Below are 23,457 nucleotides of genomic sequence, written 5' to 3'. Positions count from 1 at the left end.
CTCAGTACGGGAGCGCGGATTCGCCGCGCTGGTTCAGCGGCTGCGGCGCGCTCACCGGGGGTTGCGGCGCTTGCGGTACCTGTTGCGGGACCTGCTGCAAGGGCTGCGGCAGGCCCGGCTGCTGCGGGGCGCCTTGCGGCAGCGTCTGCGGCAGCGGCATCGGTCCGGCCACCGGGCCGTTGGCGCGCGGGTCGACGAACGGCGCGGTGGGCGCGTCGGCCGGCGGCAGCATCGGCGTGTTGGTGTCCCGCATCATGATGTTAGGCGAAACATAGCTCTGCTGCTGCGCGCGCATATAGTCGTAGCGGTCCTGCGTCAGGCGGTCGGCGGCGCCGGACGTGCGCATCACATATGGGCGCAGGAACACCAGCAGGTTGGTCTTGGAGCGGTTCTTGTTCTCATAGCGGAACAGGCCGCCGATCCACGGGATATCGCCGAGCAGCGGCACCTTCTGCACGCCGTCCCCATACGAGTCCTCGATCAGGCCGCCCAGCACGATGATCTGGCCGTCGTCGACCAGCACATTGGTCTCGATCGAGCGCACATTGGTGGTCGGGCCCTGGATCAGGTTGGCGGTCGCCTGCACCACGTTCGACGATTCCTGGAAGATCTGCATCTTCACCAGCCCCCCGTCGGTGATCTGCGGCTTGACGCGCAGCGTGATGCCCACGTCCTTGCGGTCGAAGGTCTGGAACGGCGTGACCGAGGCCGCGCCGCCGGTCTGGGCGTAGGAGCCGGTGGTGATCGGGATGTTCTGGCCGATCAGGATCTTGGCTTCCTCGTTCTCGAGCGTGATCAGGTTCGGGGTGGACAGAAGGTTGACGCTGCCATTGGTGCCCAGCGCGCGCAGCAGGGCGCCCAGGCCCATGGCGCGGTTGACGATGCCCAGGTTCAGGCCGCCGATATCGGGGACCAGCTGCTGCGCGGCAAGGATGCCGGCGGAGCGGTTGCTGTCGGCCAGGGCGCCGGCCAGGGTCAGGTTGAGGATGTTCTGTCCGCCGGTGCCGAAGTTGGTCCCGGCAAAGACGTTGTTGTTGCCGCTCGACGAGCTGATCAGGCCTTGCCACTGGATGCCAAGCTCGCTCGCCTGGGTGGCGGTCACTTCGACGATCATCGACTCGATATAGACCTGTGCGCGGCGCGCGTCGAGGTCGTCGATCACGCCGCGCAGGTTACGGTAGACCGGTTCGCTGGCGGTGATGATCAGCGAGTTGGTGGAAGGGTCGGCCTGGATGATGCCGCCGGTGGTCGGCTGCGTATTGGTGCCGAACGATGCGGCAAAGGCCGAACTGCCATAGGCGCCGCCGGTGCCGCCGCCGGTGCCGGTGCCGCTGCGCATGCCGGTCTGGGTGGTGGTGGCGCCGCCGGTGAACTGGCCCCCGGTCGGTGTCGAGACATTGGTCATGCCCGCCGCGCCGCCGATGCCGCCGGCCTGTGCGCCGGGCTGGGTGGTGGTGGCGAAGCTGCTGTCGGCGGCGACGATGGCGCGCAGCGTCGCCGCCAGCTTGATCGCATCGGCGTTCTTCAGCGGCACCACCCAGATGTTGCCGGGGCGCGCATAGGGCTGGTCGAGTTTCTCGATCAGGTGGCGCGCCTGCTGCAGGCGCGCGCGGCTGGTGGCGCGGATCATCAGCGCATTGCTGCGCGGCTCCGCCACCACCGAGGTGCGCAGGCTGGCATCGAGGCCCGGCGCGCCGCCGCTGGTGGCGCCCGCGGCGGCGGGATCGAGCAGCTTCTGCAGCACCGCCGCGGTGTCGCTGGCCAGCGCGTGCTTGAGCGGCACCAGCTCGACCTCGCCCGAGGCCGGCGCATCGACCGCGGCGATGATGCGCGCGATGCGGCGCAGGTTGTCGGCGTAGTCGGTGATGACCAGCGTGTTGTTGGCCGGATAGGCGGTGATGGTGTTGTTGGGCGCGATCATCGGGCGCAGCACCGGCACCAGATTGTTGGCCGATTCATAGTTCAGCCGGAACACCTGCGTCACCACCTGGTCGCCGCGGCTGGGGGCGCCGCCGATCACGGTGGGCGAGCCCTGCAGCTTGGCATCGGCTTCGGGCACGACCTTGGTGAAGCCGTTGCTCTCGACCATGGCATAGCCCTGCATGCGCAGCACCGAGCCCAGCGTCTGCAGCGCCTGCGCGCGCGACACCGGCTGCTCCGTGACGAGGTTGACGGTGCCCTTCACGCGCGGGTCGATGACGAAGTTCTTGCCGGTGGCCTGGCCGACCGCCTTGATCACGGAGTCGAGGTCGGCGTTGACGAAGTTCAGCACGACCTGGTCGCGATTGGCGGGGGTCACGTCGGGCGGGGCGGGTGGCGTGCCCTGGCTGCGTGCGGCGGGCGCGCCGGGCTGGGCCCACAGCGGCGCGGGTGCCAGCAAGGAGAGCCCGCAGAGCAATGCCACGGCGCGGGCGCAGGCGGTCTTGAAAACAGGTCGGTTAGCGTGGGTGGTCATAGTCATTTCCGTGGGCTGTGCGCTCTGCGTGGCATCAGAAACGCAGCCTAGTCACATTGTTGTCTCGTCGTCCCAGCAGGCTCAGCAGGCTGGTCAGCTGCGTCGCGGCCTCCGGTTCGGCATGCGCGGTACCTTCGAAGCGCGCCTGCCGCCCGAGCGTGCCGCTGCCCTCCAGGTGCAGCGGACCATCGACGGTGCTGAGCCGCAGCTTGCCGCCGCCTGCGCCGGTCCAGTCGATCTCGGCGCGGTAGCTGCCGAGCGGACGCAGCCGGCTGACCGCGGCTGATACCTGATCGATGCGCAACGTCATATGGCCGGTCATGCCCCGGCCGGAAAACCGGCCCTGCAGCGTGGACCAGTCCAACCGCATCAGGCCGTCCGGGCGCAGCGTGTTGAACGGCGCGCCGACGCCCTCGAGCAGCGACGCGGGCAGCCGAATCGCGCCCGACTGCGCGGTCCACCCGCCCGGCGTCGCGGTGACCGCGACCGGCGCGGCCATGGCCTGCGAATGGGTCAGCACCAGCCGCGCCTGGCCGGTCAGCAGCGGCCAGAACGCCAGCGTCCAGTGCAGCCGGCCGGGCAGCACGGTGGCGGTCTGGCTGCCGGCGCCGGCCGACAGCGCCAGCGTGGCGCTGCCGCGCCACAGCGACCCGCTGGCATCGGCCAGCAACACGCGTCCCTGTGTCTGCGTGGCAACGCGCGTGGCGATCCAGGTCGCCGGCAGCATCGCCACCGTGGTCACCGCGGCCGTGGCCAGGCCGAGCCCGAGCCAGCGCAGGCGCCGCGCGGCGGCCGGCTGGCGCAGCGCGCGGCGCGGCAGGCGCAGGGTTTCCAGCCGCACCATCAGCTGCGGCCACCCGGACCCTGCAGGGTCGCGGTAACGTTCACCAGCGCCGTCGCGCCGACATAGACCACGCGCGCATCGATCACCTTCATGCGCTGCTGCTGGCGCACGTCCTGCAGCCAGGTGCTGACCGCCCCGAACGGGACCTTGTCCAGCTGCACTTGCACGCTGTTGTCGGCGGCGGCTGCCAGCCGGGTCGCTTTGAGGCCGTACTGGCCCAGGCTTTCCTGCAGCGCCTGGGTCAGAGCATCGCCGCGCAGCGACGGCGCAGGCGTGGCCTTGAGGCCGCGGGCTTCCTGCGCCAGGGTTTCCATCTCGGCCAGGTCGGCGCGCAGCTGCGGCAGGTTGCGCGCGGCCCGCGCGCGGCCGTCGGCGGCCGGCTCCCACAGCAGCAGGTAGCCAAGCACCAGCGCCAGCACCGCGCCGCCGCCGGCCAGGATGGCCTGCTCGCGCGGGTTGCGTGCCGACCAGAAGGCGTCGAAGCGTTCCCGCCACGCCTGCGGCACCGACGGGCGCAGCCGCGCCAGGCGCGTGCGCAGCGTGGCGGCGTCGCCGCGGCGGGCGGCGGGCGAAGGGCTGCGGGTGGAATCTTTCAATGGGTTCATATGTCGGGCGTGCGCCGGTCACAGGCCGGGCTTGATGGTCCAGCGCGAGCCGGGTGTCACAGGCGTGCCTGCGCTGGTGCCGGTGCTGCCCGCGGCATTGCCGGCCTTGTCCTCTTCCATCTGCAGCCCGGCCTGGCGCGCCGCGCTGCGCAGGCCGGCGGTGTCGGTGCCGGGCTTGAGCGTTACCACCAGCATGCGGCCGCGGTACTCGAGCGCCTGCAGCGCGTCGGGCGGCAGCCGGCGCGCGGCCTGGGCGAAGCGGTCGGCCAGCGGCAGGAAATCATCGGGCGTGCTGCGCCCGCTGGCGATGCGCAGCTGCTCGACCTGCCGGCGCATCTGCAGCGGGGCGTCGATCACCGTCGGCGTCTGCGGGAAGGTGCCGCGCAGCGTCTGTGCCTGGGCGGCTTCGAGCCGTTGCTGTTCGTTGCGCAGCAGCAGCCAGTGTGTGTTCATGCCGATCAGCTGGACCAGTACCAGGCCCGCCGCCAGCGCCAGCGGCAGGCGCCATGCCACCAGGTTCCAGCGGTCGGCGCGGCCCTGGGCGAATTCGAACTGGGCCAGGTCCAGCCCCGGCTCGCGCAGGCATTCCTGCGCACCGTCGATCCACAGCCGCCAGCCGGTGCGACCGGCCTGGCGCAGGCCGGGCACCGGCGCCATGGCCGCGGCGTCGGCATCGGCATACCAGGCGCCTTCAGGGGCCAGCGCCTGCCATGCGGCCAGGGCGTCGTCGCCCAGCAGCAGGCCGTAGCCAGCGTGCGCACCGGTGCGCACGGTCAGCTGCCACTGGCGCGCGGTGCTGCTTGCGCTGTCCGGCAGGGCTTCGCCGAGCGCGTCGCCGAGCGCACCGCCTTCGGCGAGTGCGCTGGCGGCGGCCTCGACCACCAGCGTGGCCGGCTGAACCGGCGCGGGCGCCGCGCCGGGCGGGGCCAGCGTCGGCTCGGCGCCGGCCTCGTCTTCTGCGGGCGCGGCCAGCGGCACGCACAGCTGCGCGGCCAGCACGTGGCGGCGGCGATGGCGGTGCTCGGCAAAGGCATCGAGCACCGCGCGCAGCCAGGCGCGGTCCGCCACCATCAGCAGGCGCTGGCGCGGCCCGCGCGCGGACGGGGCGCCGTCGAGGGCGGGGCCGATGCCGATGTGGCAGGGCTGCGCGTCGGTGGCGAGGGCATCCTCGACCAGGTTGGGCAGCGCCTGCTTCAAGCGCGCGGGCGGCAGCGGCGGCACGCTGGCGCGGGTCAGCAGTACGTCGCTGGCCGCCAGGATCAGCACCAGCCGCTCCGCCGCGGGCAGGTCGGCGATGCGGGCGTGGCCTTCTCGCAACACTTCCGGTGCGGCACGGGGCACGCCGCGCCGTGCGGAATCGGCCCCCGCCGTGCGCACCAGCGCAAAGGGCAGGGCGCCGAACTGCCACGGTTGCGGCTGGTCATGCGGCCGGTGCGGCAAGCGCACGTACAGGGTGGTGCTCAAGGTGTCCTTGCTTTGGCTTCAGTAGAACGGCTCGATAAGGCGCATGGCCCATGGGGGTGCGCCCGGGAACGCCCCGGCGCGGAATGCTTGCCGGAGTGCGGGGACGCCGGCGGACGGCCTGGGAGGCCGATCAGCGGCGAGCGGGCTGGTGTCAGGCTCGCGCCAGCGCCGCAGCATACCTTGCCTGCGTGACAAAACCACGTCAATACCATTCTCCCCGGTTGCTCCGGTGTGCTGTTTTCATATGTGCGCCAGGCCCCCTTGCCATGTTCAGCGCAGGTCAGGCAGCCGGTCCGCGTCCTGGATCCAGACCACGCGGGTAGTATTGGCCGCACCGAGCGGTTCGCCGCGGTAGATCAGCGACACCTGCAGCCGGCTGGCGCGCTCGTGCCGCACCAGTCCGTAGACCAGGAAGTAATGCGAGCGCACGTCGAGCAAATTGCCCAGGTTGCCGCTGCTTGCCTGCGGCGCCAGCGCGGACAGCTGCGTCTGCAGGTTGCCGATGTTGTTGAAGTAGGCGCGGTCGCGCTGGCGCACCAGTTCGCGCGCGCGCTCCAGCGGCAGCTTGTCGATCATCGCCGCCAGCACCTCGGCCTCAGCGGTGTTGGCATTGACCAGGGTGCGCTCGGGCAGCATGATCACGAAGGGCTCCAGCACGGCCACCATCTCGGGCGTGTAGCCGGGCAGCGCCAGCAGGCCCTGCACGCTGTCGAGCGGGCGCGGCGCCTGTCGGCCCGAGGCATCGCCGCCGGCCTGGCCAGCTTGCCCGCCTTGCGCGGCCTGCAGCATGTAGCGCGCAGTGGTCTCGGCCAGCGCCGGGTTCAGTCCCACGGTGCGCAGCAGTCGGCCGTAGGCGGCGAGCGCCGACTGTTCGATATTGGCGACGCGCCCGACCGGTGCCCCCTGGCCGCCGGTGGCGGACCACGTCACCAGGTTGGCGAGGTTGAAGCGCGCCTGCGCATCGAGGATGCGCCCGGACAGGAACGAGGTCTCGCCCGCAACGTCCGTGCGCAGCGACGCGCCCAGGAAATCCGACAGGCGGGTCTCGGCGATCGGTACCGCCCAGGGCTCGCCCAGCTCGTCGACGTTGCTGCGGCGCTGGTCGTCGCGCAGGATCAGCCGCGCCCAGTCGACCGCGGCGCGCTGGATCCAGGTGGCCTGGGCCAGCAGCCGCTGGTTCTCGATGGCGCGGATCTGCACCTGCTGCCGCCACAGCATGCCCGACACCACCACCACGGCCAGCGTCACCATCAGCAGCGCGGTGACCACGGCGGCGCCGCGGGCGCGGCGCAGCGGCCGCAAGTGGGAGAGGCGGCGGGCGTGCGTCATAGCCCCGACATGCAGATCTTCTGGAACTGCCGCGGCGCGTCGCCGTCGCCCATGCGGGCGAGGATGGTCAGTTCCACCGCCCGCACCGCGGTGTTGGGCACCGCCGCGCCGACCTCCGAGGCCTGCACCGCGCTGGCCGCGTTGCCGCTGAACAGCACGTTGCGGATGCGGTTGCTGTCGGCCTGCCAGCCACCGGGTTCGACCCAGGCGCGCGCGCTCATGCCGTCGACATTGCCCAGCAAGCGCCGCCCCTGCGCGTTGTTGTCGCCGCCCTGGCGCAGCGCCAGCAGCGACGACTGCAGCGCGGCGCGGTTGTTCACCGGCGGCGCGGCCACGCGCACCAGCGTGTTGCCGTCAAGCTGGTAAGCCAGTGCCTGCCATGCCGGCGGCTGGCCTTCGTCGCGGCGGTCGCGCACCAGCAGCACGCGGTTCTGGCCGATCTCGACCGGACTGCCCTGCAGCAGCGTCGGGTTGGCCAGGTGCTCGCAATCGGCCTGGAGCTGGCCGTACAGCACCTTCAGCGCATCCAGCCGGACGTCATGGTCGATCAGCCGTTCGCGGCCGCGCGTCAGGCTGTCCAGCGCGCGCCAGCCGATCACCGCCATCACCGCCAGCAGCGTGATGGCGACCAGCATTTCCAGCAGCGTGAAGCCGCCGGCGGATCGGCGCCCGCGCCGGCGCTCAGAGCACGTTGCGGATTTCATTGGGAACGATGGTGACGAGCCACGCCAGCCGTACCGACTTGTCGGTGGCGGACGGATAGACCGCGATCTCGACGCGGCGGAACACCGGATTTGGCGTGACCGACACGGCTTGCTCGCAGTACAGCGGCGTGCCGCCCTGCGGGCAGGCATAGCCGCTGACGCCGGGCTCGGGCCAGGTCTTGGCGAGGCGCAGCGCGGCCAGGTGGTTCTCGGCGCTCCATTCGGCCAGCATGCGGTTCTGCAGCGACGCGCTGGCATCGACCATCGAGCCCATCGCACGCATCGCCGCGGTCAGCGCCACCGCCAGGATGGTCAGCGCCACCAGCACTTCGATCAGCGTGAAGCCAGACGCGCGGCGGCGCGGGCTTGCGGGCGAGCGCGGGCGCGTCATGGCGTGCTGGCGAAATAGCGGCCGCTGCCGTCGCCAACAACATCGACGCGGATATCGCCGCGCACCAGCACCAGGCGCTGCGGCGCATCGATCAGCTCGCGCCCGAAGATCAGCCGCGGCGGGCTGTTGGTGCCGGTGCTGCGGCCGCCTTCGGCGACGATGACCTGGTCCAGCGCGAGGCGCCAGGTGCCGGGCGCGAACACGTCGGTGCGCAGGGGGATCCAGCCGTTGGGGGTCGACTCGAGGAAGCGCCAGCCGCCGGCGTCGCCTTCCCAGGCGAGCGGGCGCGCGCCCAGCTGCGCTTCTTCCTGCGCCAGCTCGAACAGCCGCGCGATGCGCTGGCCGTCGTCAAGCACGCGGCCGCGCTCGTTGGGCGAGGCATTGACCGCGACCAGCGAGATCACGATGCCGGCGATCACCATCACCACCAGCAGTTCCAGCAGCGTGAAGCCGGAGTGCCGCGGCGCGGCGGCGCGGCGGCGCGGCGCCGTGGTCATGAGGGAAGCGGCAAGGGCGGGCGGCAGGAGCGCTTACTCCCAGTTGCCGATATCGGCGTCGTTGGCGTTGCCGCCGGCCTGGCCGTCGGCACCGAAGCTGAACACGTCGATTTCGCCGCGCACGCCGGGGTTCAGGTACTGGTAGGGATGGCCCCACGGATCCTTGGGCAGTTTTTCCAGGTAGCCGCCGCCCTTCCAGTTGTTGGGCACCGGCTCGGTGGTAGGCTTGGTCACCAGCGCGCCCAGGCCCTGCTCGGTGGTCGGATAGCGGCTGTTGTCGAGGCGGTACAGCTTGAGCGCCTGCATGATCGACGAGATATCCTGGCGCGCCGCGACGATGCGGGCCTCGTCCGGACGGCTCATGATCTTGGGCACCACCAGTGCCGCCAGCACGCCGAGGATCACGATCACGACCATGATCTCGATCAGGGTAAAGCCGCGCGCGCGGCGGGCAGGACGGGCGGGGCGGGCAAGCTGGGAAGTGAATCTGCGCATTATTGGTAAGACCTCGTTGCTGGAATGGCGGGACCCGCGCCAGGGCGCTGGCGGGGCCGGGTTCGCCAGTCAGTATAACCGGCGCCTTATGACTCTTTTATGGGCGGCCCCGGAGGGGGCGGCTGCGAAGTGTGTTGTGAGGCACAATGCTGGCCGGCGTTTTTGGGCGATCCCGCACCGTATCACGCCGGGGGAAAATATAACTTGCATTCAGGATGCATCTTTTTTAACATCACGCCACGATGCAACTGACCCGCTTCTCCGACTACGCGCTGCGCCTGTTGATGTACGTCGCCCGTGGCGACGGCAGCCGGCCCATCACGATCGCCGAGGTGGGCCAGCAGTTCGGCATCTCGCACAACCATCTGGTCAAGGTGGCGGCGCGGCTGTCGAAGCTGGGCTGGGTCAGCGCCACGCGCGGCCGCCATGGCGGCCTGCAGCTGGGCCCCGGCGCCGAGCGCCTCACCATCGGCACCATCCTGCGCGAGCTGGAAGGGCACCGGCCGGTGATCGACTGCGACAACCCGCCCTGCGCGCTGAACGGCAACTGCCGCCTGAAGCGTGCGCTGGACGTGGCCGAGCAAGCCTTCTACCGCGCGCTCGACGACGTCACGCTGGCCGATGTCACCGGCAGCCACACCGCCGAATCGATCATCCGCCTGCATCGTGATTTCCTGAACCGGCGTTCGGCCTGAGCGGACAGGATCCGCACATGGCCGGCGAATGCCGGTTTTTTGTTGTCCAAAAACATGCATCTTGCCTGCATGAATAAAACGGAGTGATACCTGATGCTGTCCGCCGCTTCCCGCCCCTACATCGATGCAAGCGTGCCCGTGCTGCGCGAGCATGGCCTGGCCATCACCACGCATTTCTACCGCGAGATGTTCGCCGACCGGCCCGAGCTGACCCAGCTGTTCAACATGGGCAACCAGGCTAACGGCAGCCAGCAGCAGTCGCTGGCGTCGGCCGTGTTCGCCTACGCGGCCAATATCGACAACGCGGCGGCACTGGGACCGGTGGTCGAGCGCATCGTGCACAAGCACGCGGCCGTAGGCATCACGCCGGCGCATTACCCGATCGTCGGCCGCCACCTGCTCGGCGCGATCTCCGCGGTGCTGGGCGAGGCCGCCACGCCGCCGCTGCTGGCGGCCTGGGACGAGGCCTACTGGCTGCTGGCGGGCGAGCTGATCGCCGCCGAGGCTCGCCTGTACCAGCGCACCGGCGTGTCCGCCGGCATGTTGATGCCGGTGCGCGTGGTGCGCCGCGAAGCGCAGGGCGGCCAGGTGGTGGCGCTGACGCTGGCCGCGGCCGACGGCCAGCCGCTGCGTGATTTCCGCCCGGGCCAGTACATCAGCGTCGAGGCGCGCCTGGACGACGGCACGCGCCAGCTGCGCCAGTATTCGCTGTCGGCCGAGGCCGGTCTGCCGACCTGGCGCATCTCGGTCAAACGCGAGGACGGCGACCAGGCCGCGCCGGCCGGCGCGGTGTCCAACTGGCTGCACGCCAACGCCCATGAGGGTGCCGAGCTCAAGGTCAGCGCACCGTTCGGCGAGTTCACGCCGGCGCTGGAAAGCCGCCGTCCGCTGGTGCTGCTGTCGGGTGGGATCGGCATCACGCCGATGCTGTCGGTGCTGCGCACCCTGGCCGCGCAAGGCTCGCAACGGCCGGTGCTGTTCGCCCACGCCGCCCGCGACGGCCACCACCATGCCCATCGCGCCGATCTGCAATGGGCGCGCGAGCGCCTGCCCGCGCTGGTCACGCACATCAGCTATGAGTTCCCGCAGGCGGGCGACGCCGCCGGCCGCGATTACGACCATGCCGGCACCATGCCGCTGGCCGAGATGCTGCGCCAGCCCGACCTGCAACGCTTTGTCGATGGCCGCTTCCACCTGTGCGGGCCGCTTGGCTTCATGCAGGCGCAGCGTCACGCGCTGGTGAGCGCGGGCGTGCCGGTGGGGCATATCGAGCGCGAGGTGTTCGGCCCCGACCTGCTGGACGACCTGCTTTAAGCGACCCGGCCGGCCCGGCGACGGCATCGTCGGCGCGGCAGACAGTGTCATGGGGCTCTGGTACGCTTGGCGCGTCCGCGCTCTCGCGCCATGACCCGCCGCGGCGGGTATCCAGGGTCCCGATCCATGCAATTGTCCCTCCGGCCTTCATTCCGCTTCGATGCCTCCGCGCTGTGGCTGCCACGCCTGGCCAGCGTGGCGCTGTTTATCGCGCTGTGCGCGCTGGTCACCTACTGGGTGCTGACGTTCAGTGCGATGCGGACCATCCCGGTGCCCAAGAGCGCGCGCGTGGCGCAGACCGAGGCGGTCGAGACCGGCGCGGTCGCGACGCTGTTCGGCGGCTCGGCGCAGGCCGGACCGAGCAACGTGCAACTGCTCGGCGTGGTGGCCGAGCTCGGCGGCGGCACCAGCGCGGCGATCGTTTCCATCGATGGCGGCCCGGCCAAGGCGGTGCGCATGGGTGCCGACCTGGCGCCGCAGCTCCGGCTGGTGGAAGTGCGCCAGCGCGCCGTGGTGATCGAGCGCAATGGCGTACGCCAGGAGATCGCCCTGCCGCTGCAGGCGGCTGCCACGCGCGGTGCGCCGCGTGCCGCCAGCCCGCTGCCGACGCCGCCCGCCGGCGCGGCGGCGCCCATGGCGACGCCCATGCCGCCGCCGGCGCAGGCTGCCCAGCCCGCACCGGCCCAGCCTCCGCGCGGCCAGCCGCCCGGGCAGGCTGCCCAGCCGCAGCCGCAAGCGCAGCCACCTGCGCAGCAGGCCCAACAGCAATTCCAGCCCCAGCCCCAGCCTCAGCCCGTCGATCCGCGCCAGTACCAATCGGTGATGTCGCCCGAAGCGGCGGATGAAGGCCAGCTCACGCCGAAAGGGCAGCCATAGGCTGCCGGCGCATCGAATATTCGCGCTTGCTTGCGTTCCCTTACGCCGCGCACGGCTTTCTGTGAGGCGGGTAACATCGTATTAAAAGCGCCAACTTCGCTGCATCGTCCGCGTTCTAATCCGTACATGCCAACGTGATGAAAAGGAGCAAGACATGCAACGCAATCACAAGCCGCAGATCCTGAAACAGTTCCTGGCCGCCTCGGCCGCCCTCCTGGTTGCCGGCGGCGCCTTTGCCCAGGCCAGCGCCCCCGCTGCACCGGGCGCAGCTCCGGCCGGCAAGCCGGGCATGGGCCACCACCATCGCCACCACGGTGGCGGCATGTGGATGAAGGCCATCGATACCGACGGCGACGGCGCCATTTCCAAGGCCGAGGCCGACGCGTGGTTCAACAAGCTCGACACCAACCGCGACGGCAAGATCGACAAGGCCGAGATGGACGCGCAGCGCAAGGCCGCCATGGCCGAGCATCACGCGCGCATGCAGGCCGCCTTCGACGAGAAGTTCAAGGCCGCCGACAAGAACGGCGACGGCGCGCTGACCAAGGCCGAGGCCAACGCCGGCCTGCCGCGCCTGGCCAAGCGCTTCGACCAGCTCGACGCCAACCGCGACGGCAAGCTGACCAGCGATGAAATCCGCGCGGGCATGGAGAAAATGCACCGCGATCGTCCTCATCATGGCGAACGCGGCCAGCGCGGCCAGGCCGCCCCGGGCAGCCAGCCGGCGCCCGCCAACCCGGCGGCACCGTCGACCAGCGGCGGCTGAGCAGTGCCGGCAGCGCGGCCTGAGCGCCGCTGCCAGGGACCCCACCAGGCGCGCGAGCCTTACGGCCGCGCGCTTTTTTTGTCCGTTCAGCGGACAACGTGGACCGGTCCGGGTCAGGAACCCGCTGGCGCAGGCGCAAACACCCGTAGAATGCCGCTTCCCTGTTTGCCGGAACCTGCGCACCACCTCGCCCGATCTCCGGTCAGCGCGCCTCCGCGACTCCCGGCAGCGCCACCAGACTCGGATTTGCCCGGCCCGAACGGCTGACGCGCGAGTGACCGATAAGGCCGCCCACCCCCCAAAACCGGGCGCGGATCGGACGTAATTTCACAAAAAATTGCGTACTTGTGCACGGCTTGCTAAATTTGCGCAAAAAAATTGCCAATAAACATATTGCGGAGCAACAATATCGTGAGCAAGGTGGAGTTGGACAAGATCGACCGGAAGATCCTGGAAGTGCTGCAGACCAACGGCCGGTTGACCAACCTGGAGGTGGCCGAGCGCGTCAACCTGTCGCCCAGCCCCTGCCTGCGCCGCATCCGGCGGCTGGAAGAGATCGGCGTGATCCGGCAGTACGCGGCACTGCTGGAGCCCAACAAGATCGGCCTCGGCCTGCTGGCCTATATCAATGTGCGGCTGGAAAAGCATGGCGGGGCGCCCAAAGGCAAGGCCCCGCTGGACCTGTTTCGCGCCTCCATCGCGGTGTGGCCGGAGGTCGCGGCGTGCCATGCCATGACCGGGGAGATGGACCTGCTGCTCAAGGTCTATGTCGAGAACATGGAACACTTTGCGCGCTTCATGCAGGAACAACTGCTGGCGCATCCGTCGGTGATCGACGTGCGCTCGAGCTTCGCGCTGGAAAGCATCAAGGACACCACGGCGCTGCCGGTAGGCGGCGCGGCCTGAGCGGCGCCTGTCGGCCTGCAAAGCAAAACGGCGCATCGTTGCGATGCGCCGTTTTTGTCGATGCCGTCCGGCCTTCAGGCCGGCCGCTCAGGCGGTATGCTTCTGCGGCACCATGGTGCGCCAGAAGCGCAGGCCGAAGCGGCGTGCGTCGCGCAGGTTGCGGCGCACCGCGTAGTCCAGGTCGGCGAGCTGTTCGTCCAGCGCCTCGCTCAGGCGGCTGGCGGCATCCGCCGGCGGCAGTTCCAGGTAGGCGTCGGCCTCGCCGTAGGCATACTGGACCTTCATGCCTGCCTTCTTGGCGATATGCATCATCGCGGCGTTGCGCGACAGGCAGTGCATGTAGAGCGTGCGCACGTTGGTATTGCGACCGTGGATCGCGGCACGCTCGAACAGCGCGCTGCCGATGCCGCGGCCGCGCGCGCTGCCCGACACCGACACGCCGAACTCCGCCACACGACCCTGGGCGTTGTCGCGCAGGTTGGCGAAATGGCCGACGCCGATCAGCTCGAGCTTGTCGTCGTAGACGCCAAACACGCTGTCATGGTCGAAGTCGATGCTGTCGACGTAGGCTTCGATCACGTGGTCGCCCACCGACTGGCCGAAACGGAGCAGGCGATCCTCCTCGCCCAGGGCGAGGAAATGCTTCAGCAGACGCGAGCGGTGGTGGGCCGACAGCTCGCGCACCAGGACGGTGGCGCGGTGGGCGGCTTGGGCGGCTTCGGCTGCCTTGCGCAGATCTTCGTCGGTCAGTGCGCCGACGGCCTTGCTCAGTTCGAGCGGGTTCACGATGATTCCTTCCGGTGCAGTCAGATAAAAATAGGCACTGCGGTGGTGTTTTTCCAGGCACTTTTCCCCGCATCCGTGCGAGACTCGGGGAAACACCAACTTGATGCAGAGCGAAAAGTATTGTAGTGGAATTGTCAGTTCGACGTAAGCTTCCTGCGCCGCAGCAGAAACCGACCGGGCCGTGCTGGCAGATTAAATTGTTTAAAAACAAATACTTATAAAAATGTGATGAATTGTTGAGCGCCCTCAGCTGTGGATTTGGTGCAACGCGACAATTCTTCTGCGCCCCGCCGATTTTTCCCATTACCAGTCAGCCCCAACGTCTTTCGATGACCGAGCCCCCCATCGTTGTGATCTACGCGCACCCGACGCCCAGCCGCTCGCGCGTGAACCGGCCGCTGGCCGACGCGCTGGACGCGCTGCCGCAGGTTCAGGTACGCGACCTCTACCGCAGCTATGTCGACTACGACATCGATGTCGTGGCCGAGCAGCGGGTGCTGTCGGTGTCGGACACCATCGTGCTGCAGTTCCCGGTGCGCTGGTACAGCGTGCCGGCCCTGCTCAAGCTGTGGCTGGACGAAGTGCTCGAGCCGGGCTGGGCCTATGGCCCGGGCGGCACCGCGCTGCGCGGCAAGTCGCTGCTGGCGGTGGTCAGCACCGGCGGCACGGCCGACGCGTACGGGCCGGACGGCACGCATGGCCACCCGATCGCCGAATTCCTGCTGCCGCTGGAGCAGACCGCCTTGCTGTGCGGCATGACCTGGCTGCCGCCGGTGGTGCTGCACGACGCCAACAATGCCGACGCCCAGGCGCTGGCCGACCATATCGCCCACGTCTGCGGGCGGCTGGGCGCCCATCCGGCGCCGGCGGAGGCGCAGGCATGAACCAGCATGATTTCCTGATTGCGCTGCTGGTGTTCCTGGTCGCCGCGGTAGTGGCGGTGCCGCTGGCGCGGCGCGGCGGGCTCGGCGCGGTGCTGGGCTACCTGCTCGCCGGCGCGGCGATCGGGCCGTTCGCGCTGCGCCTGGTGACCGATGTCGAATCGATCCTGCATTTCTCCGAATTCGGCGTGGTGCTGATGATGTTCGTGATCGGCCTGGAACTGGAGCCGCGCAAGCTATGGGCGCTGCGGCGTAGCATCTTCGGCTACGGCGGCGCGCAGCTAGCCGCCTGCGCACTGGTGATCGGCGTGGCCGCGGCGCTGGCCGGCGCGTCCTGGCAGGTGGCGCTGGTGGCGGGGCTGGGGCTGGCACTGTCGTCCACCGCGATCGCGCTGGCGACGCTGACCGAGCGCAACCTGTTCGGCACGCCGGCGGGGGCCGCCAGTTTCGGCATCCTGCTGTTCCAGGACATCGCCGCGATCCCGATGATCGCGCTGTTGCCGCTGCTGGCCACGCAAGGCGCCGCGGGAGCGGGCACCGGCGCGGCCGGCTGGCTCGCGGCCGGCAAGGCGGTGGCGGTCATCGGCGCGGTGGTGGCCGGCGGCCGCTACCTGGTGCGCCCGGCGCTGCGGTTTATCGCCCGCACCGACATGCGCGAGATGTTCACCGCCTTTGCGCTGCTGCTGGTGGTGGGCATCGCGCTGATGATGGACGCGGTGGGCCTGTCGATGGCGCTTGGCACCTTCCTGGCCGGCGTGCTGCTGGCCGATTCGGAATACCGCCACGCCCTCGAGGCCGACCTGGAGCCGTTCAAGGGCCTGCTATTGGGGTTGTTCTTCATGGCGGTCGGCATGTCGATCGACTTTGCCGTGCTGGCGCGCTGGCCCTGGCTGGTGCTGGGCCTGGTGGCGGCCTTCGTGGTGGCCAAGACCGCGGTGCTGGCGCTGCTGGCGCGGTATTTTGCGATTGCCCGTGGCCAGCGCCTGCTGTTCGCGCTGCTGATCTCGCAGGGTGGGGAATTTGCCTTCGTGGTGTTCGGCGTCGCCGGCGGCGCCGGGCTGCTGCCGCGCGAGACCGAGGCCTTGCTGGTGCTGGTGGTGGCGCTGTCGATGGTGGCCACGCCGCTGCTGCTGCTGGCCTATGACCGGCTGGTGGCGCCGCGCATCGGCGCCGGCAAGGCGCGGCCGGATGAAGTCATCACGCCGCAGCACAATCCGGTGCTGATCGCCGGCTTCGGGCGCTTCGGCCAGATCATCGGCCGCCTGCTGTATACCCAGGGCGTGGGCGTGACGGTGCTGGACCACGATCCGGACCAGATCGAATTCCTGCGCCAGTACGGCTTCAAGGTCTTCTATGGCGACGCCACCCGACTGGACCTGCTGGAGGCCGCCGGCATTGCCGACGCGCGCATCCTGGTGGTGGCCATCGACAGCATGGAAGACAGCCTGGCGCTGATCGACCGCGTGCGCGAGCGCTTCCCCGCGCTCCAGATCTACGCCCGCGCGCGCCATGTCTCGCATGTCTACCAGCTCAAGGACCGGGGCGTGCAGCTGTTCGAGCGCGAGATGTTCGAGGGCTCGCTGATGCTGGGCCGGCGCGTGCTGGAAGGGCTGGGCTTCGACCCGGGCGAGGCGCGCAACGTGGCGCTGCGCTTCCGGCGCCACAACATCGAGGCGATCGACCGCTTCTACCCGCACTACACCGACCAGAAGAAGCTGGTCTCGCTGGCGCGCCAGGCGCGCGACGAGCTCGAAGAGATGTTCCGCCAGGACCGCGAGCAGCGGCGCCAGCGGGAAGAGGCCGAGTGGATGTAGGCGCGGGCGCGGCCTCGCCGGCTATGCTCGGCGCCCGGCGGCAGCGCGGCCGGGCAGGCCGCCTTCGAGCAGGTCGACCACCATCTCGGCAAAATCGGCGTACGAGAGCCGGCCGCCCGGCTTGAGCCAGGTGAAGGTCCAGTTGATCATGCCGAAGATGGTCATGGTCAGCGCGGTCTGGTTCTCGCGCGTGACGCGCTCCGGGTAGGCGCGGCGCAGCAGGCGCGAGAACGCCGCGACCACGTCGCGCTCGCGGCCCAGGATCAGGTCGCGCTGGGCCTCGGCCAGGAACTTGACGTCGTTGATGAGCGCGATATGGCGCGTCTGCGAGGTTTCGTACTCGGCCAGGAAGGCGCGGATCAGGTTGCCGAAGGCATCCTTGTCGGTGCGGGCATGGCGCTCGGCGTCGGCTTCGACTTCGGTGACGAGCAGCATCAGCCGGCGCGTGTAGCGGTCCAGCAGGTCGAACAGGATCGCTTCCTTGCTCTCGTAGTAGTGATACAGCCGCGCCTTGGAGGTGCCGCAGGCGGCGGCCAGGTCGGCCATCGAGGTGCTGGGGTAGCTGCTGTTGGCAAAGGCGGCGGCGGCCAGGTCCAGGATCTGCTCGCGCTGCGCCTCGAAATCGGGTGCCTTGGTACGGGCCATATATTCTTGTTTATTCGCCCCCGCCGCCGGCATGGCGGCGCAGTTCACAGGTGTCGAGCGAGTCGGCATTGCCGCGCAGCACCAGCTGGCCCATGGCGATCAGCTCGCGGCAGCGCCAGAACACGAACCAGTCGCTGGCCAGCAGGCCCTCGATCGCGCCCATCACGCTGCCCACCACCGGCGCCGCGGGCGTCCAGTCGGACGGGGCGCGCTCCATGATGATGTCGTCGATGGTGCGGTACGCCGCCGGCACCAGCGTGTTGCCCTTCCACAGCCGCACGTCGGCGTTTTCCTTGACGTTCTGCTGCCATTCGTAACCCAGGCGCCCCAGCCGCAGCACCGAGACCGGCGCGATGGTGGAGAAGCGCCGCGCCAGCCGCGCCGGCGAGTACATGCCGATCGCCGCCAGATTGCCCTGCGCGGGCGTTTCCAGTTCGCGCAGGTCCATCGCGACCTCGTTGATCCGCTGTGGCGCCTGGTACAGGTGGAACACCACCCGGCGCAGCATCAGCTGGTCGGCCGCGCTCTGGCCGTGCCAGATCGCCACTTCCATGTCGTCCTGCCGCAGCGCCAGCAGCTGGTCCAGCGCCTGGCGCATCTCGGCGGCGAAGTCGATGTCGGTGTGCGGGGCGACGCGCTGCCAGAATCCGGAGCGGATCATCCCGGTGCTGTCGATATCTGCCAGCGGACCGACGGCGAGATCGTCGCGCAGCACCACGACAGGGTCCGGCCGCGCAGCCTGGGCCAGCGCCTGGCGCAGGGTCGTGCCTGCTACATCACCGTTGACGACGTGGATATATTGCATGGCCGTGATTGTATATGGGTGGGGCGGTTCGCTGGCGCCGCAGCGGCGGCGGCGCGACAGCTGCGCGCCGTGCGCGCCTGGTCACCCGCCTGCAAGCATCGCGCCAGCAGGGCGCCGCCTGCCGCCATTGTAGTCACGGCCCGTGCTGGCCAATGTCGGCGATTGTCTGACGACACACGCGACCGCGTGCCAGGATCAGCGTTCGTCGTAGCTGACCACCACCCGCGGCGTCAGGGCGCGGGCCTGGCAGGTAAGCACGAAGCCCTTGTCCATCTCCCAGGGCTCGAGCGTGTAGTTCTTCTCCATCTCGACCTTGCCTTCCAGCACCTTGGCGCGGCAGGTGCAACAGACGCCGCCCTTGCAGGCGTAGGGCAGGTCCAGCCCGGCGGCCAGCGCGGTGTCGAGCACGTTGGCGTCCTCCAGCGGCAGGCGCATGCTGTGTTGCTTGCCATCGAGCACCACCACCAGCTCCGCCGTGCCGGCGTGGTCGGCGTGATTGGCGTGGGCCGCGGCCGGCTTGCTGCGGGTCGGTGCCAGCGGCACTCCGAAGCGCTCGGCGTGGATGCGGTGCGGGTCCAGGCCCGCATCGCGCAGCGCCGCCTCGACCTCGTCGATCATCGAGGCCGGGCCGCAGACGAAGGCCGCGTCGATATCGTCGACCGGAATCAGCGTCTGCAGGAAGGCGCTCACCCGCGCGTGGTCGAGCCGGCCGTGCAGCAGGTCGACCTCCTGCGGCTGGCGCGACAGCACGTGATAGAGCGTGAAGCGCGCCAGGTACTGGTTCTTCAGGTCCTCCAGCGCTTCGGAAAAGATGATGCTGTCGACATTGCGGTTGCCATAGACCAGCGTGAAGCGGCTGTGCGGCTCGGCCTGCAGCGTGGTGCGGACCAGCGACAGCACCGGCGTGATGCCGCTGCCGGCGGCAAAGGCGACATAGTGGCGCGCGGCGTTGGCGTCGAGCGGCACGTGGAAGCGCCCGTCAGGCGTCATCACGTCGATCACCTGCCCGGGGGCGATGGAGTCGTGCAGATGACCGGAAAACAGGCCATCCTCCACCAGCTTGACCGCCACCCGCAGTTCGCCGTGCGCATCGTAGTCCTGCACCGCCGAGCAGATCGAGTACGAGCGGCGCAGGTCCTTGCCGTCGACCGGCGCCCTCAGTGTCAGGAACTGGCCTTGCGTGAAGCGGTAGGCATCGCGCAGCGCGTCCGGGACCTCGAACGCGATCGAGATGGTGTCGGCGGTCTCGGGGCGCACCTGCGCCACTCGCAGCGGATGGAACTGTGGAGTCATGGCAGCCTAGGCTCGGCCCGGGGGCTCAGTAGGGTTTGAAATAGTCGAAGGGCTCGCGGCAGTCCAGGCACCGGTACAACGCCTTGCAGGCGGTCGAGGCAAAGCGCGAGATTTGCTGCGTATGGAGGCCGCCGCAGCGCGGGCAGGCCACGACATCGGGCGCGCCGGCACGCGCGGCGCGCGGCACGAAGCGCAGCGGCTGCGCCCCGGCCGGCGTGCCGCACTGTCCCGGCGGCGCGATGCCGAACGCGCGCAGGCGCTCGCGCGCGGCCGGCGTGATCCAGTCCGTGGTCCAGGCCGGCGCCAGCACGGTGCGGATGCGCCACGGCGCCAGCCCGGCGCGGTCCAGCGCCTGGCCGATGTCCTCACCAATCTGCGACATCGCCGGGCAGCCGGAATAGGTGGGCGTGATGACGATCTCCAGCACGCCGTCCGGCCCGGCTGCGACCTCGCGCAGGATGCCCAGTTCGCGGATCGACACCACCGGGATCTCCGGGTCCGGCACCGCTTCGAGCACCGCCCAGGCGCGCGCGACGCGCGCCTGGGCGGTGGCGCCTGCGTTTTGCACGTGATGGGAAGGGAAGGCGGTGACGTCCATGTGAATCAAGCCTTTGCGATAAAGCGTGCGCTCACCATTGCGCGCCCGGATGGGCCCGCGCCAGCCCCTGCATCTCGCCCAGCAGGTAGCTCATGTGTTCCGAGTGCACGCCGTGCTTGCCGGCCGAGACAAAGCCGGTGGCCGCCGGCAAGGTCAGCGTGGCCGCCTCCAGCGTTTCGGCGACGGTGGCGTCCCAGGCCGGGCGCAGCGTGGCGGAGACCACGCCGATGCCCTGCGCGGCGGCATCGATTTCGACCGCGTCTTCGGCAAAACACTCGTTCATATACGGCAGCAGGTGTTCCAGCGCGCCTTGCATGCGCGCGTGCGAGGCCTCGGTACCATCGCCCAGCCGCACCACCCAGCCGGCCGCGTGATGCAGGTGATAGCGCGCCTCCTTGATTGCCTTGGCGGCGATCGCGGCGAGCTGTTCGTCGCGGCTGGCCTGCAAGGCTTGCCAGAGTTCGACCATCAGCGCGCTGTACAGGAAGTTGCGCACGATGGTGACGGCGTAGTCGCGTTCGGCTGCGGCGTTGCCAGACAGCGGTCCGCGATGGGGCAGCTCCAGCAGGGTCCAGTTGCGGAACTCGCGCTCCGCGCGCCAGTAGGCGTAGTCGTCCTCATGGCGGGGCAGGCCGGTCAGCTCGGCCTCCAGTTCGCCGGCGCGGCCATACAGCAGCCGCGCCTGGCCGATCAGGTCGAGGCTGATATTGGCCAGCGCGATGTCTTCTTCCAGCACCGGCCCATGGCCACACCATTCGGCGTTGCGCTGGCCCAGGATCAGCGCATTGTCGGCCAGGCGCAGCACGTAGCGCAGCGCGGCGGTGCGCGCCGGCGGCAGGTGGTCGAGCGAGGCGGGCACCGCGGGCTGTGGGGACGCGATCATCGTGCGGGCCTTACATGTGGTTGACTTCGTCGGGCAACTGGTAGAACGTCGGATGCCGGTAGATCTTGTCGGCCATCGGGTCGAACAGTTCCGGCTTTTCCTCCGGCACGCTCGCGGTGATGGCCGCGGACGGCACCACCCAGATCGATACGCCTTCCTGGCGCCGCGTATAGACGTCGCGCGCCATGTGCAGCGCCTGCTGCGCGTCGGCCGCATGCAGGCTGCCGCAGTGCTTGTGTTCCAGGCCCTGCTTGCTGCGCACGAACACTTCCCACAGCGGCCATTCCTTGCGTTGCATGGTGGTCTCCTTGGCGATCCCAGGCATCAGGCGGCGGCGCGAGCGGCGCCGGCTTCGCGTTCGGCCTGCTTGGCGGCGTGCGCCAGCGCGGCTTCGCGTACCCAGGCGCCATCTTCGTGCGCCTTCACGCGGGTAGCCAGGCGTTCCTTGTTGCACGGCCCGTCGCCGTTGATCACCCGCCAGAATTCATCCCAGTCCAGCGGGCTGTAGTCATAGTGGCCGCGCTCGGCATTCCATTGCAGGCCGGGGTCGGGCAGGGTCACGCCCAGCACGCGCGCCTGCTCGACCGTGGCATCGACAAACTTCTGGCGCAGGTCGTCGTTGGAAATGCGCTTGATGCCCCAGGCCATCGTCTGCGCGCTGTTGGTCGAGGCCGCATCGGACGGGCCGAACATCATCAGCACCGGGAACCACCAGCGGTTGACCGCGTCCTGCACCATCTCGCGCTGGGCGTCGGTGCCGCGCATCATGGCCAGCAGCGCGTCGAAACCCTGGCGCTGGTGGAACGACTCTTCCTTGCAGATGCGGATCATGGCGCGCGCATAAGGCCCGTACGAGCAGCGGCACAACGGAATCTGGTTCATGATCGCGGCGCCGTCGACCAGCCAGCCGATCACGCCAACATCGGCCCAGGTCAGGGTCGGGTAATTGAAGATCGACGAGTACTTGGCCTTGCCGCTGTGCAGCGCGTCGACCAGGTCGTCGCGCGAGGCGTCCAGGGTCTCGGCCGCCGAATACAGGTAAAGGCCGTGGCCGCCTTCATCCTGCACCTTGGCCAGCAGGATGGCCTTGCGCTTGAGTGACGGCGCACGGCTGATCCAGTTGCCTTCGGGCAGCATGCCGACGATCTCGGAGTGTGCGTGCTGCGAGATCTGGCGCACCAGGGTCTTGCGGTAGGCCTGCGGCATCCAGTCCTGCGGCTCGATCTTGCCGTCGGCGGCCATGCAGGCATCGAACGCTGCCTGGCGGGCGGTTTCATCCGGGGGCGCGCTGGCCTGCGCTGCATCGGCGTGCTGGCCGGGCAGGTCAAGACTCTGCGTGTACATAGCGTCTCCTCTGGCGGGAACGCCGCGCCAATCCGCTCCGGCACGGCTGGCCCTATTATATATAAGCCGACCGGTCGGTCAATTTAAGGGGCCGCGGCTGCGGTAGGCTTGCGCGGGCGCACGACGCCGGCTCCGCCGGATGTGTACTATCCAAGACAGGCGGCTGCCGGGCCGCATCCCTTTCCATCGACGGAGGTACGCATATGACAAGCGCGGCATACAGCAAGATCGTAGTGGCGGTGGACGGCAGCAGCACGTCAGACCTGGCGGTCGGCGAAGCCATTCGCGTGGCCTCACCGGGTGAGGCCACCGTGCTGGCGCTCTATGTCGTCGACACCGGCACGCCCATGTTCGATGTCGGCTACTACGACCCCAGCCAGTTGCAGAAGGCCTTCGAGGAAAGCGGGCAGCGCGCCCTGCAGGACGCCGCGCAGCGCCTGGCTGGTGCCGGCGTCGCGCACGAAACCCAGCTCGTGACCGCGGCTGCGGTGCCTGGCGATATCGGCGCATCCATCAATGAGGCCGCGCGCCAATGGGGAGCAGATCTCCTGGTGATCGGCACGCACGGCCGGCGCGGCGTGCCCCGGTTGGTGCTGGGCAGCGTGGCCGAGGCGGTGATCCGCCAGTCCACCGTGCCGGTGCTGCTGGTGCGCGGCGAAGCGAAAGCCGATTGAAGCGTCCCGCGGCAGCCAGCCTTAGCCGGCAAAGCGGAAGTGGCCGCTGCGCAGCACGATCTCGCGTGCCTGGGTCAGCTCGAACAGGCTTTCTGCCAGGCGCTCGATGCGCTGGCGGTTACTGGTGAAGGCCGCTACCAGGTCTTCTTCGCGCGGCGAGCGCGCGCCGAAATGGGCTTCGAGCGCCTCGGCGGTGACGGAATACAAAGTGGGACTGCCGTTGACCGTGGCGGGGCAGGACAGCGTCAGGCTGGCTGCACAATAGGTAGGGAGGCTGCGAGGGAACGTAATGTCTGGCATGGCGTGCCTCGTGCTGCGGCGGAGGTATCCAATCAATATAGGCCACGCCTTCATTCCGTAAAGCCCGCAGTAAGTGTCTGTCCAGACGGTGTT

Annotated in this window: 26 protein-coding genes; 8 read left to right on the top strand and 18 right to left on the bottom strand. The window is 69.4% G+C overall.

The window, feature by feature from the left end:
* Window position 1: 1 nt before the first annotated feature.
* The 9 genes from gspD to gspG form a co-directional block, all read right to left on the bottom strand.
* A complete protein-coding gene (gene gspD / locus CBM2586_RS15635; protein ID WP_115688351.1) occupies window positions 2-2,455 on the bottom strand; it encodes a type II secretion system secretin GspD in 2,454 nt (817 codons plus the stop codon).
* 34 nt (window positions 2,456-2,489) lie between these two features.
* Entirely contained in the window at window positions 2,490-3,299 is an 810-nt protein-coding gene (gene gspN, locus CBM2586_RS15630; protein ID WP_115663640.1) for a type II secretion system protein N, read from the bottom strand.
* Window positions 3,299-3,904 (bottom strand): type II secretion system protein M, encoded by a 606-nt coding sequence (locus tag CBM2586_RS15625; RefSeq protein WP_115688349.1) that lies wholly within the window; start codon window positions 3,902-3,904, stop codon window positions 3,299-3,301. Before CBM2586_RS15625 ends, gspN begins: the two co-directional genes overlap by 1 nt.
* A gap of 18 nt (window positions 3,905-3,922) precedes the next feature.
* A complete protein-coding gene (gspL, locus tag CBM2586_RS15620) occupies window positions 3,923-5,368 on the bottom strand; it encodes a type II secretion system protein GspL (RefSeq protein WP_115688347.1) in 1,446 nt (481 codons plus the stop codon).
* 270 nt (window positions 5,369-5,638) lie between these two features.
* Window positions 5,639-6,697, bottom strand: a complete 1,059-nt coding sequence (gene gspK, locus CBM2586_RS15615; protein WP_115688345.1) for a type II secretion system minor pseudopilin GspK — start codon at window positions 6,695-6,697, stop codon at window positions 5,639-5,641.
* Entirely contained in the window at window positions 6,694-7,401 is a 708-nt protein-coding gene (locus CBM2586_RS15610; RefSeq protein WP_115688343.1) for a PulJ/GspJ family protein, read from the bottom strand. Before CBM2586_RS15610 ends, gspK begins: the two co-directional genes overlap by 4 nt.
* A complete protein-coding gene (gene gspI, locus CBM2586_RS15605; protein WP_115688341.1) occupies window positions 7,379-7,792 on the bottom strand; it encodes a type II secretion system minor pseudopilin GspI in 414 nt (137 codons plus the stop codon). Before gspI ends, CBM2586_RS15610 begins: the two co-directional genes overlap by 23 nt.
* A complete protein-coding gene (locus tag CBM2586_RS15600; protein WP_115688339.1) occupies window positions 7,789-8,289 on the bottom strand; it encodes a GspH/FimT family pseudopilin in 501 nt (166 codons plus the stop codon). The genes gspI and CBM2586_RS15600 overlap by 4 nt, the downstream gene beginning before the upstream one ends.
* A gap of 33 nt (window positions 8,290-8,322) precedes the next feature.
* Window positions 8,323-8,784: a type II secretion system major pseudopilin GspG gene (gene gspG / locus CBM2586_RS15595; RefSeq protein WP_115663647.1), complete on the bottom strand. Its 462-nt coding sequence runs from the start codon at window positions 8,782-8,784 to the stop codon at window positions 8,323-8,325.
* A 242-nt stretch (window positions 8,785-9,026) separates the two neighbouring features.
* Here gspG and CBM2586_RS15590 point away from each other — a divergent pair, with 242 nt between their 5' ends.
* The 5 genes from CBM2586_RS15590 (at window position 9,027) to CBM2586_RS15570 (ending at window position 13,341) form a co-directional block, all read left to right on the top strand.
* The gene (locus CBM2586_RS15590) at window positions 9,027-9,479 is read left to right on the top strand and encodes an RrF2 family transcriptional regulator (protein WP_018006099.1); all 453 of its coding nucleotides are present in this window, start codon (window positions 9,027-9,029) and stop codon (window positions 9,477-9,479) included.
* 93 nt (window positions 9,480-9,572) lie between these two features.
* Window positions 9,573-10,793 (top strand): globin domain-containing protein, encoded by a 1,221-nt coding sequence (locus CBM2586_RS15585; RefSeq protein ID WP_115688337.1) that lies wholly within the window; start codon window positions 9,573-9,575, stop codon window positions 10,791-10,793.
* Window positions 10,794-10,919: 126 nt separating this feature from the next.
* A complete protein-coding gene (locus CBM2586_RS15580) occupies window positions 10,920-11,669 on the top strand; it encodes a type II secretion system protein N (RefSeq protein WP_115688335.1) in 750 nt (249 codons plus the stop codon).
* Between the two features lie 154 nt (window positions 11,670-11,823).
* Complete coding sequence (locus CBM2586_RS15575; protein WP_115663650.1) at window positions 11,824-12,435, top strand: EF-hand domain-containing protein; 612 nt, start codon at window positions 11,824-11,826, stop codon at window positions 12,433-12,435.
* A 411-nt stretch (window positions 12,436-12,846) separates the two neighbouring features.
* A complete protein-coding gene (locus tag CBM2586_RS15570; protein WP_115688776.1) occupies window positions 12,847-13,341 on the top strand; it encodes an Lrp/AsnC family transcriptional regulator in 495 nt (164 codons plus the stop codon).
* An 87-nt stretch (window positions 13,342-13,428) separates the two neighbouring features.
* Here the strand turns inward: CBM2586_RS15570 and CBM2586_RS15565 are convergent, their stop codons facing one another.
* The gene (locus CBM2586_RS15565; protein ID WP_115688333.1) at window positions 13,429-14,127 is read right to left on the bottom strand and encodes a GNAT family N-acetyltransferase; all 699 of its coding nucleotides are present in this window, start codon (window positions 14,125-14,127) and stop codon (window positions 13,429-13,431) included.
* Window positions 14,128-14,456: 329 nt separating this feature from the next.
* Here CBM2586_RS15565 and CBM2586_RS15560 point away from each other — a divergent pair, with 329 nt between their 5' ends.
* Together CBM2586_RS15560 and kefC are read left to right on the top strand one after the other, a co-directional pair.
* Window positions 14,457-15,011, top strand: a complete 555-nt coding sequence (locus CBM2586_RS15560) for an NAD(P)H-dependent oxidoreductase (protein ID WP_115663652.1) — start codon at window positions 14,457-14,459, stop codon at window positions 15,009-15,011.
* Window positions 15,008-16,822, top strand: coding sequence for a glutathione-regulated potassium-efflux system protein KefC (kefC, locus tag CBM2586_RS15555; protein WP_115663653.1), 1,815 nt, complete (start codon window positions 15,008-15,010; stop codon window positions 16,820-16,822). Before CBM2586_RS15560 ends, kefC begins: the two co-directional genes overlap by 4 nt.
* Before the next feature lie 21 nt (window positions 16,823-16,843).
* Here kefC and CBM2586_RS15550 read toward each other — a convergent pair whose 3' ends face one another.
* The 7 genes from CBM2586_RS15550 to paaA form a co-directional block, all read right to left on the bottom strand.
* A complete protein-coding gene (locus CBM2586_RS15550) occupies window positions 16,844-17,467 on the bottom strand; it encodes a TetR/AcrR family transcriptional regulator (protein ID WP_115688774.1) in 624 nt (207 codons plus the stop codon).
* Window positions 17,468-17,477: 10 nt separating this feature from the next.
* Complete coding sequence (locus tag CBM2586_RS15545) at window positions 17,478-18,272, bottom strand: DUF1835 domain-containing protein (RefSeq protein WP_115663655.1); 795 nt, start codon at window positions 18,270-18,272, stop codon at window positions 17,478-17,480.
* Window positions 18,273-18,467: 195 nt separating this feature from the next.
* Entirely contained in the window at window positions 18,468-19,565 is a 1,098-nt protein-coding gene (gene paaE / locus CBM2586_RS15540) for a 1,2-phenylacetyl-CoA epoxidase subunit PaaE (RefSeq protein ID WP_115688331.1), read from the bottom strand.
* A gap of 25 nt (window positions 19,566-19,590) precedes the next feature.
* Window positions 19,591-20,163 carry a 1,2-phenylacetyl-CoA epoxidase subunit PaaD gene (paaD, locus tag CBM2586_RS15535; protein WP_115663657.1) on the bottom strand — a complete coding sequence of 191 codons (573 nt, stop codon included), beginning with the start codon at window positions 20,161-20,163 and terminating at the stop codon, window positions 19,591-19,593.
* Window positions 20,164-20,194: 31 nt separating this feature from the next.
* Window positions 20,195-21,046 carry a 1,2-phenylacetyl-CoA epoxidase subunit PaaC gene (paaC, locus tag CBM2586_RS15530; protein ID WP_115688329.1) on the bottom strand — a complete coding sequence of 284 codons (852 nt, stop codon included), beginning with the start codon at window positions 21,044-21,046 and terminating at the stop codon, window positions 20,195-20,197.
* A gap of 10 nt (window positions 21,047-21,056) precedes the next feature.
* Window positions 21,057-21,344 carry a 1,2-phenylacetyl-CoA epoxidase subunit PaaB gene (gene paaB / locus CBM2586_RS15525; RefSeq protein ID WP_012354162.1) on the bottom strand — a complete coding sequence of 96 codons (288 nt, stop codon included), beginning with the start codon at window positions 21,342-21,344 and terminating at the stop codon, window positions 21,057-21,059.
* A gap of 26 nt (window positions 21,345-21,370) precedes the next feature.
* Entirely contained in the window at window positions 21,371-22,390 is a 1,020-nt protein-coding gene (paaA, locus tag CBM2586_RS15520; RefSeq protein WP_115688327.1) for a 1,2-phenylacetyl-CoA epoxidase subunit PaaA, read from the bottom strand.
* A 203-nt stretch (window positions 22,391-22,593) separates the two neighbouring features.
* On the opposite strand from paaA, the gene CBM2586_RS15515 reads away from it, so the two are divergent.
* Window positions 22,594-23,064: a universal stress protein gene (locus tag CBM2586_RS15515; protein ID WP_115688325.1), complete on the top strand. Its 471-nt coding sequence runs from the start codon at window positions 22,594-22,596 to the stop codon at window positions 23,062-23,064.
* A gap of 21 nt (window positions 23,065-23,085) precedes the next feature.
* Here CBM2586_RS15515 and CBM2586_RS15510 read toward each other — a convergent pair whose 3' ends face one another.
* Window positions 23,086-23,364, bottom strand: coding sequence for a DUF1488 domain-containing protein (locus CBM2586_RS15510; RefSeq protein WP_115688323.1), 279 nt, complete (start codon window positions 23,362-23,364; stop codon window positions 23,086-23,088).
* Window positions 23,365-23,457: the final 93 nt, after the last annotated feature.

It is taken from the genome of Cupriavidus taiwanensis, from assembly GCF_900250115.1.
Taxonomy (GTDB): domain Bacteria; phylum Pseudomonadota; class Gammaproteobacteria; order Burkholderiales; family Burkholderiaceae; genus Cupriavidus; species Cupriavidus taiwanensis_B.
This window is presented reverse-complemented; position numbering and strand designations above follow the sequence as displayed.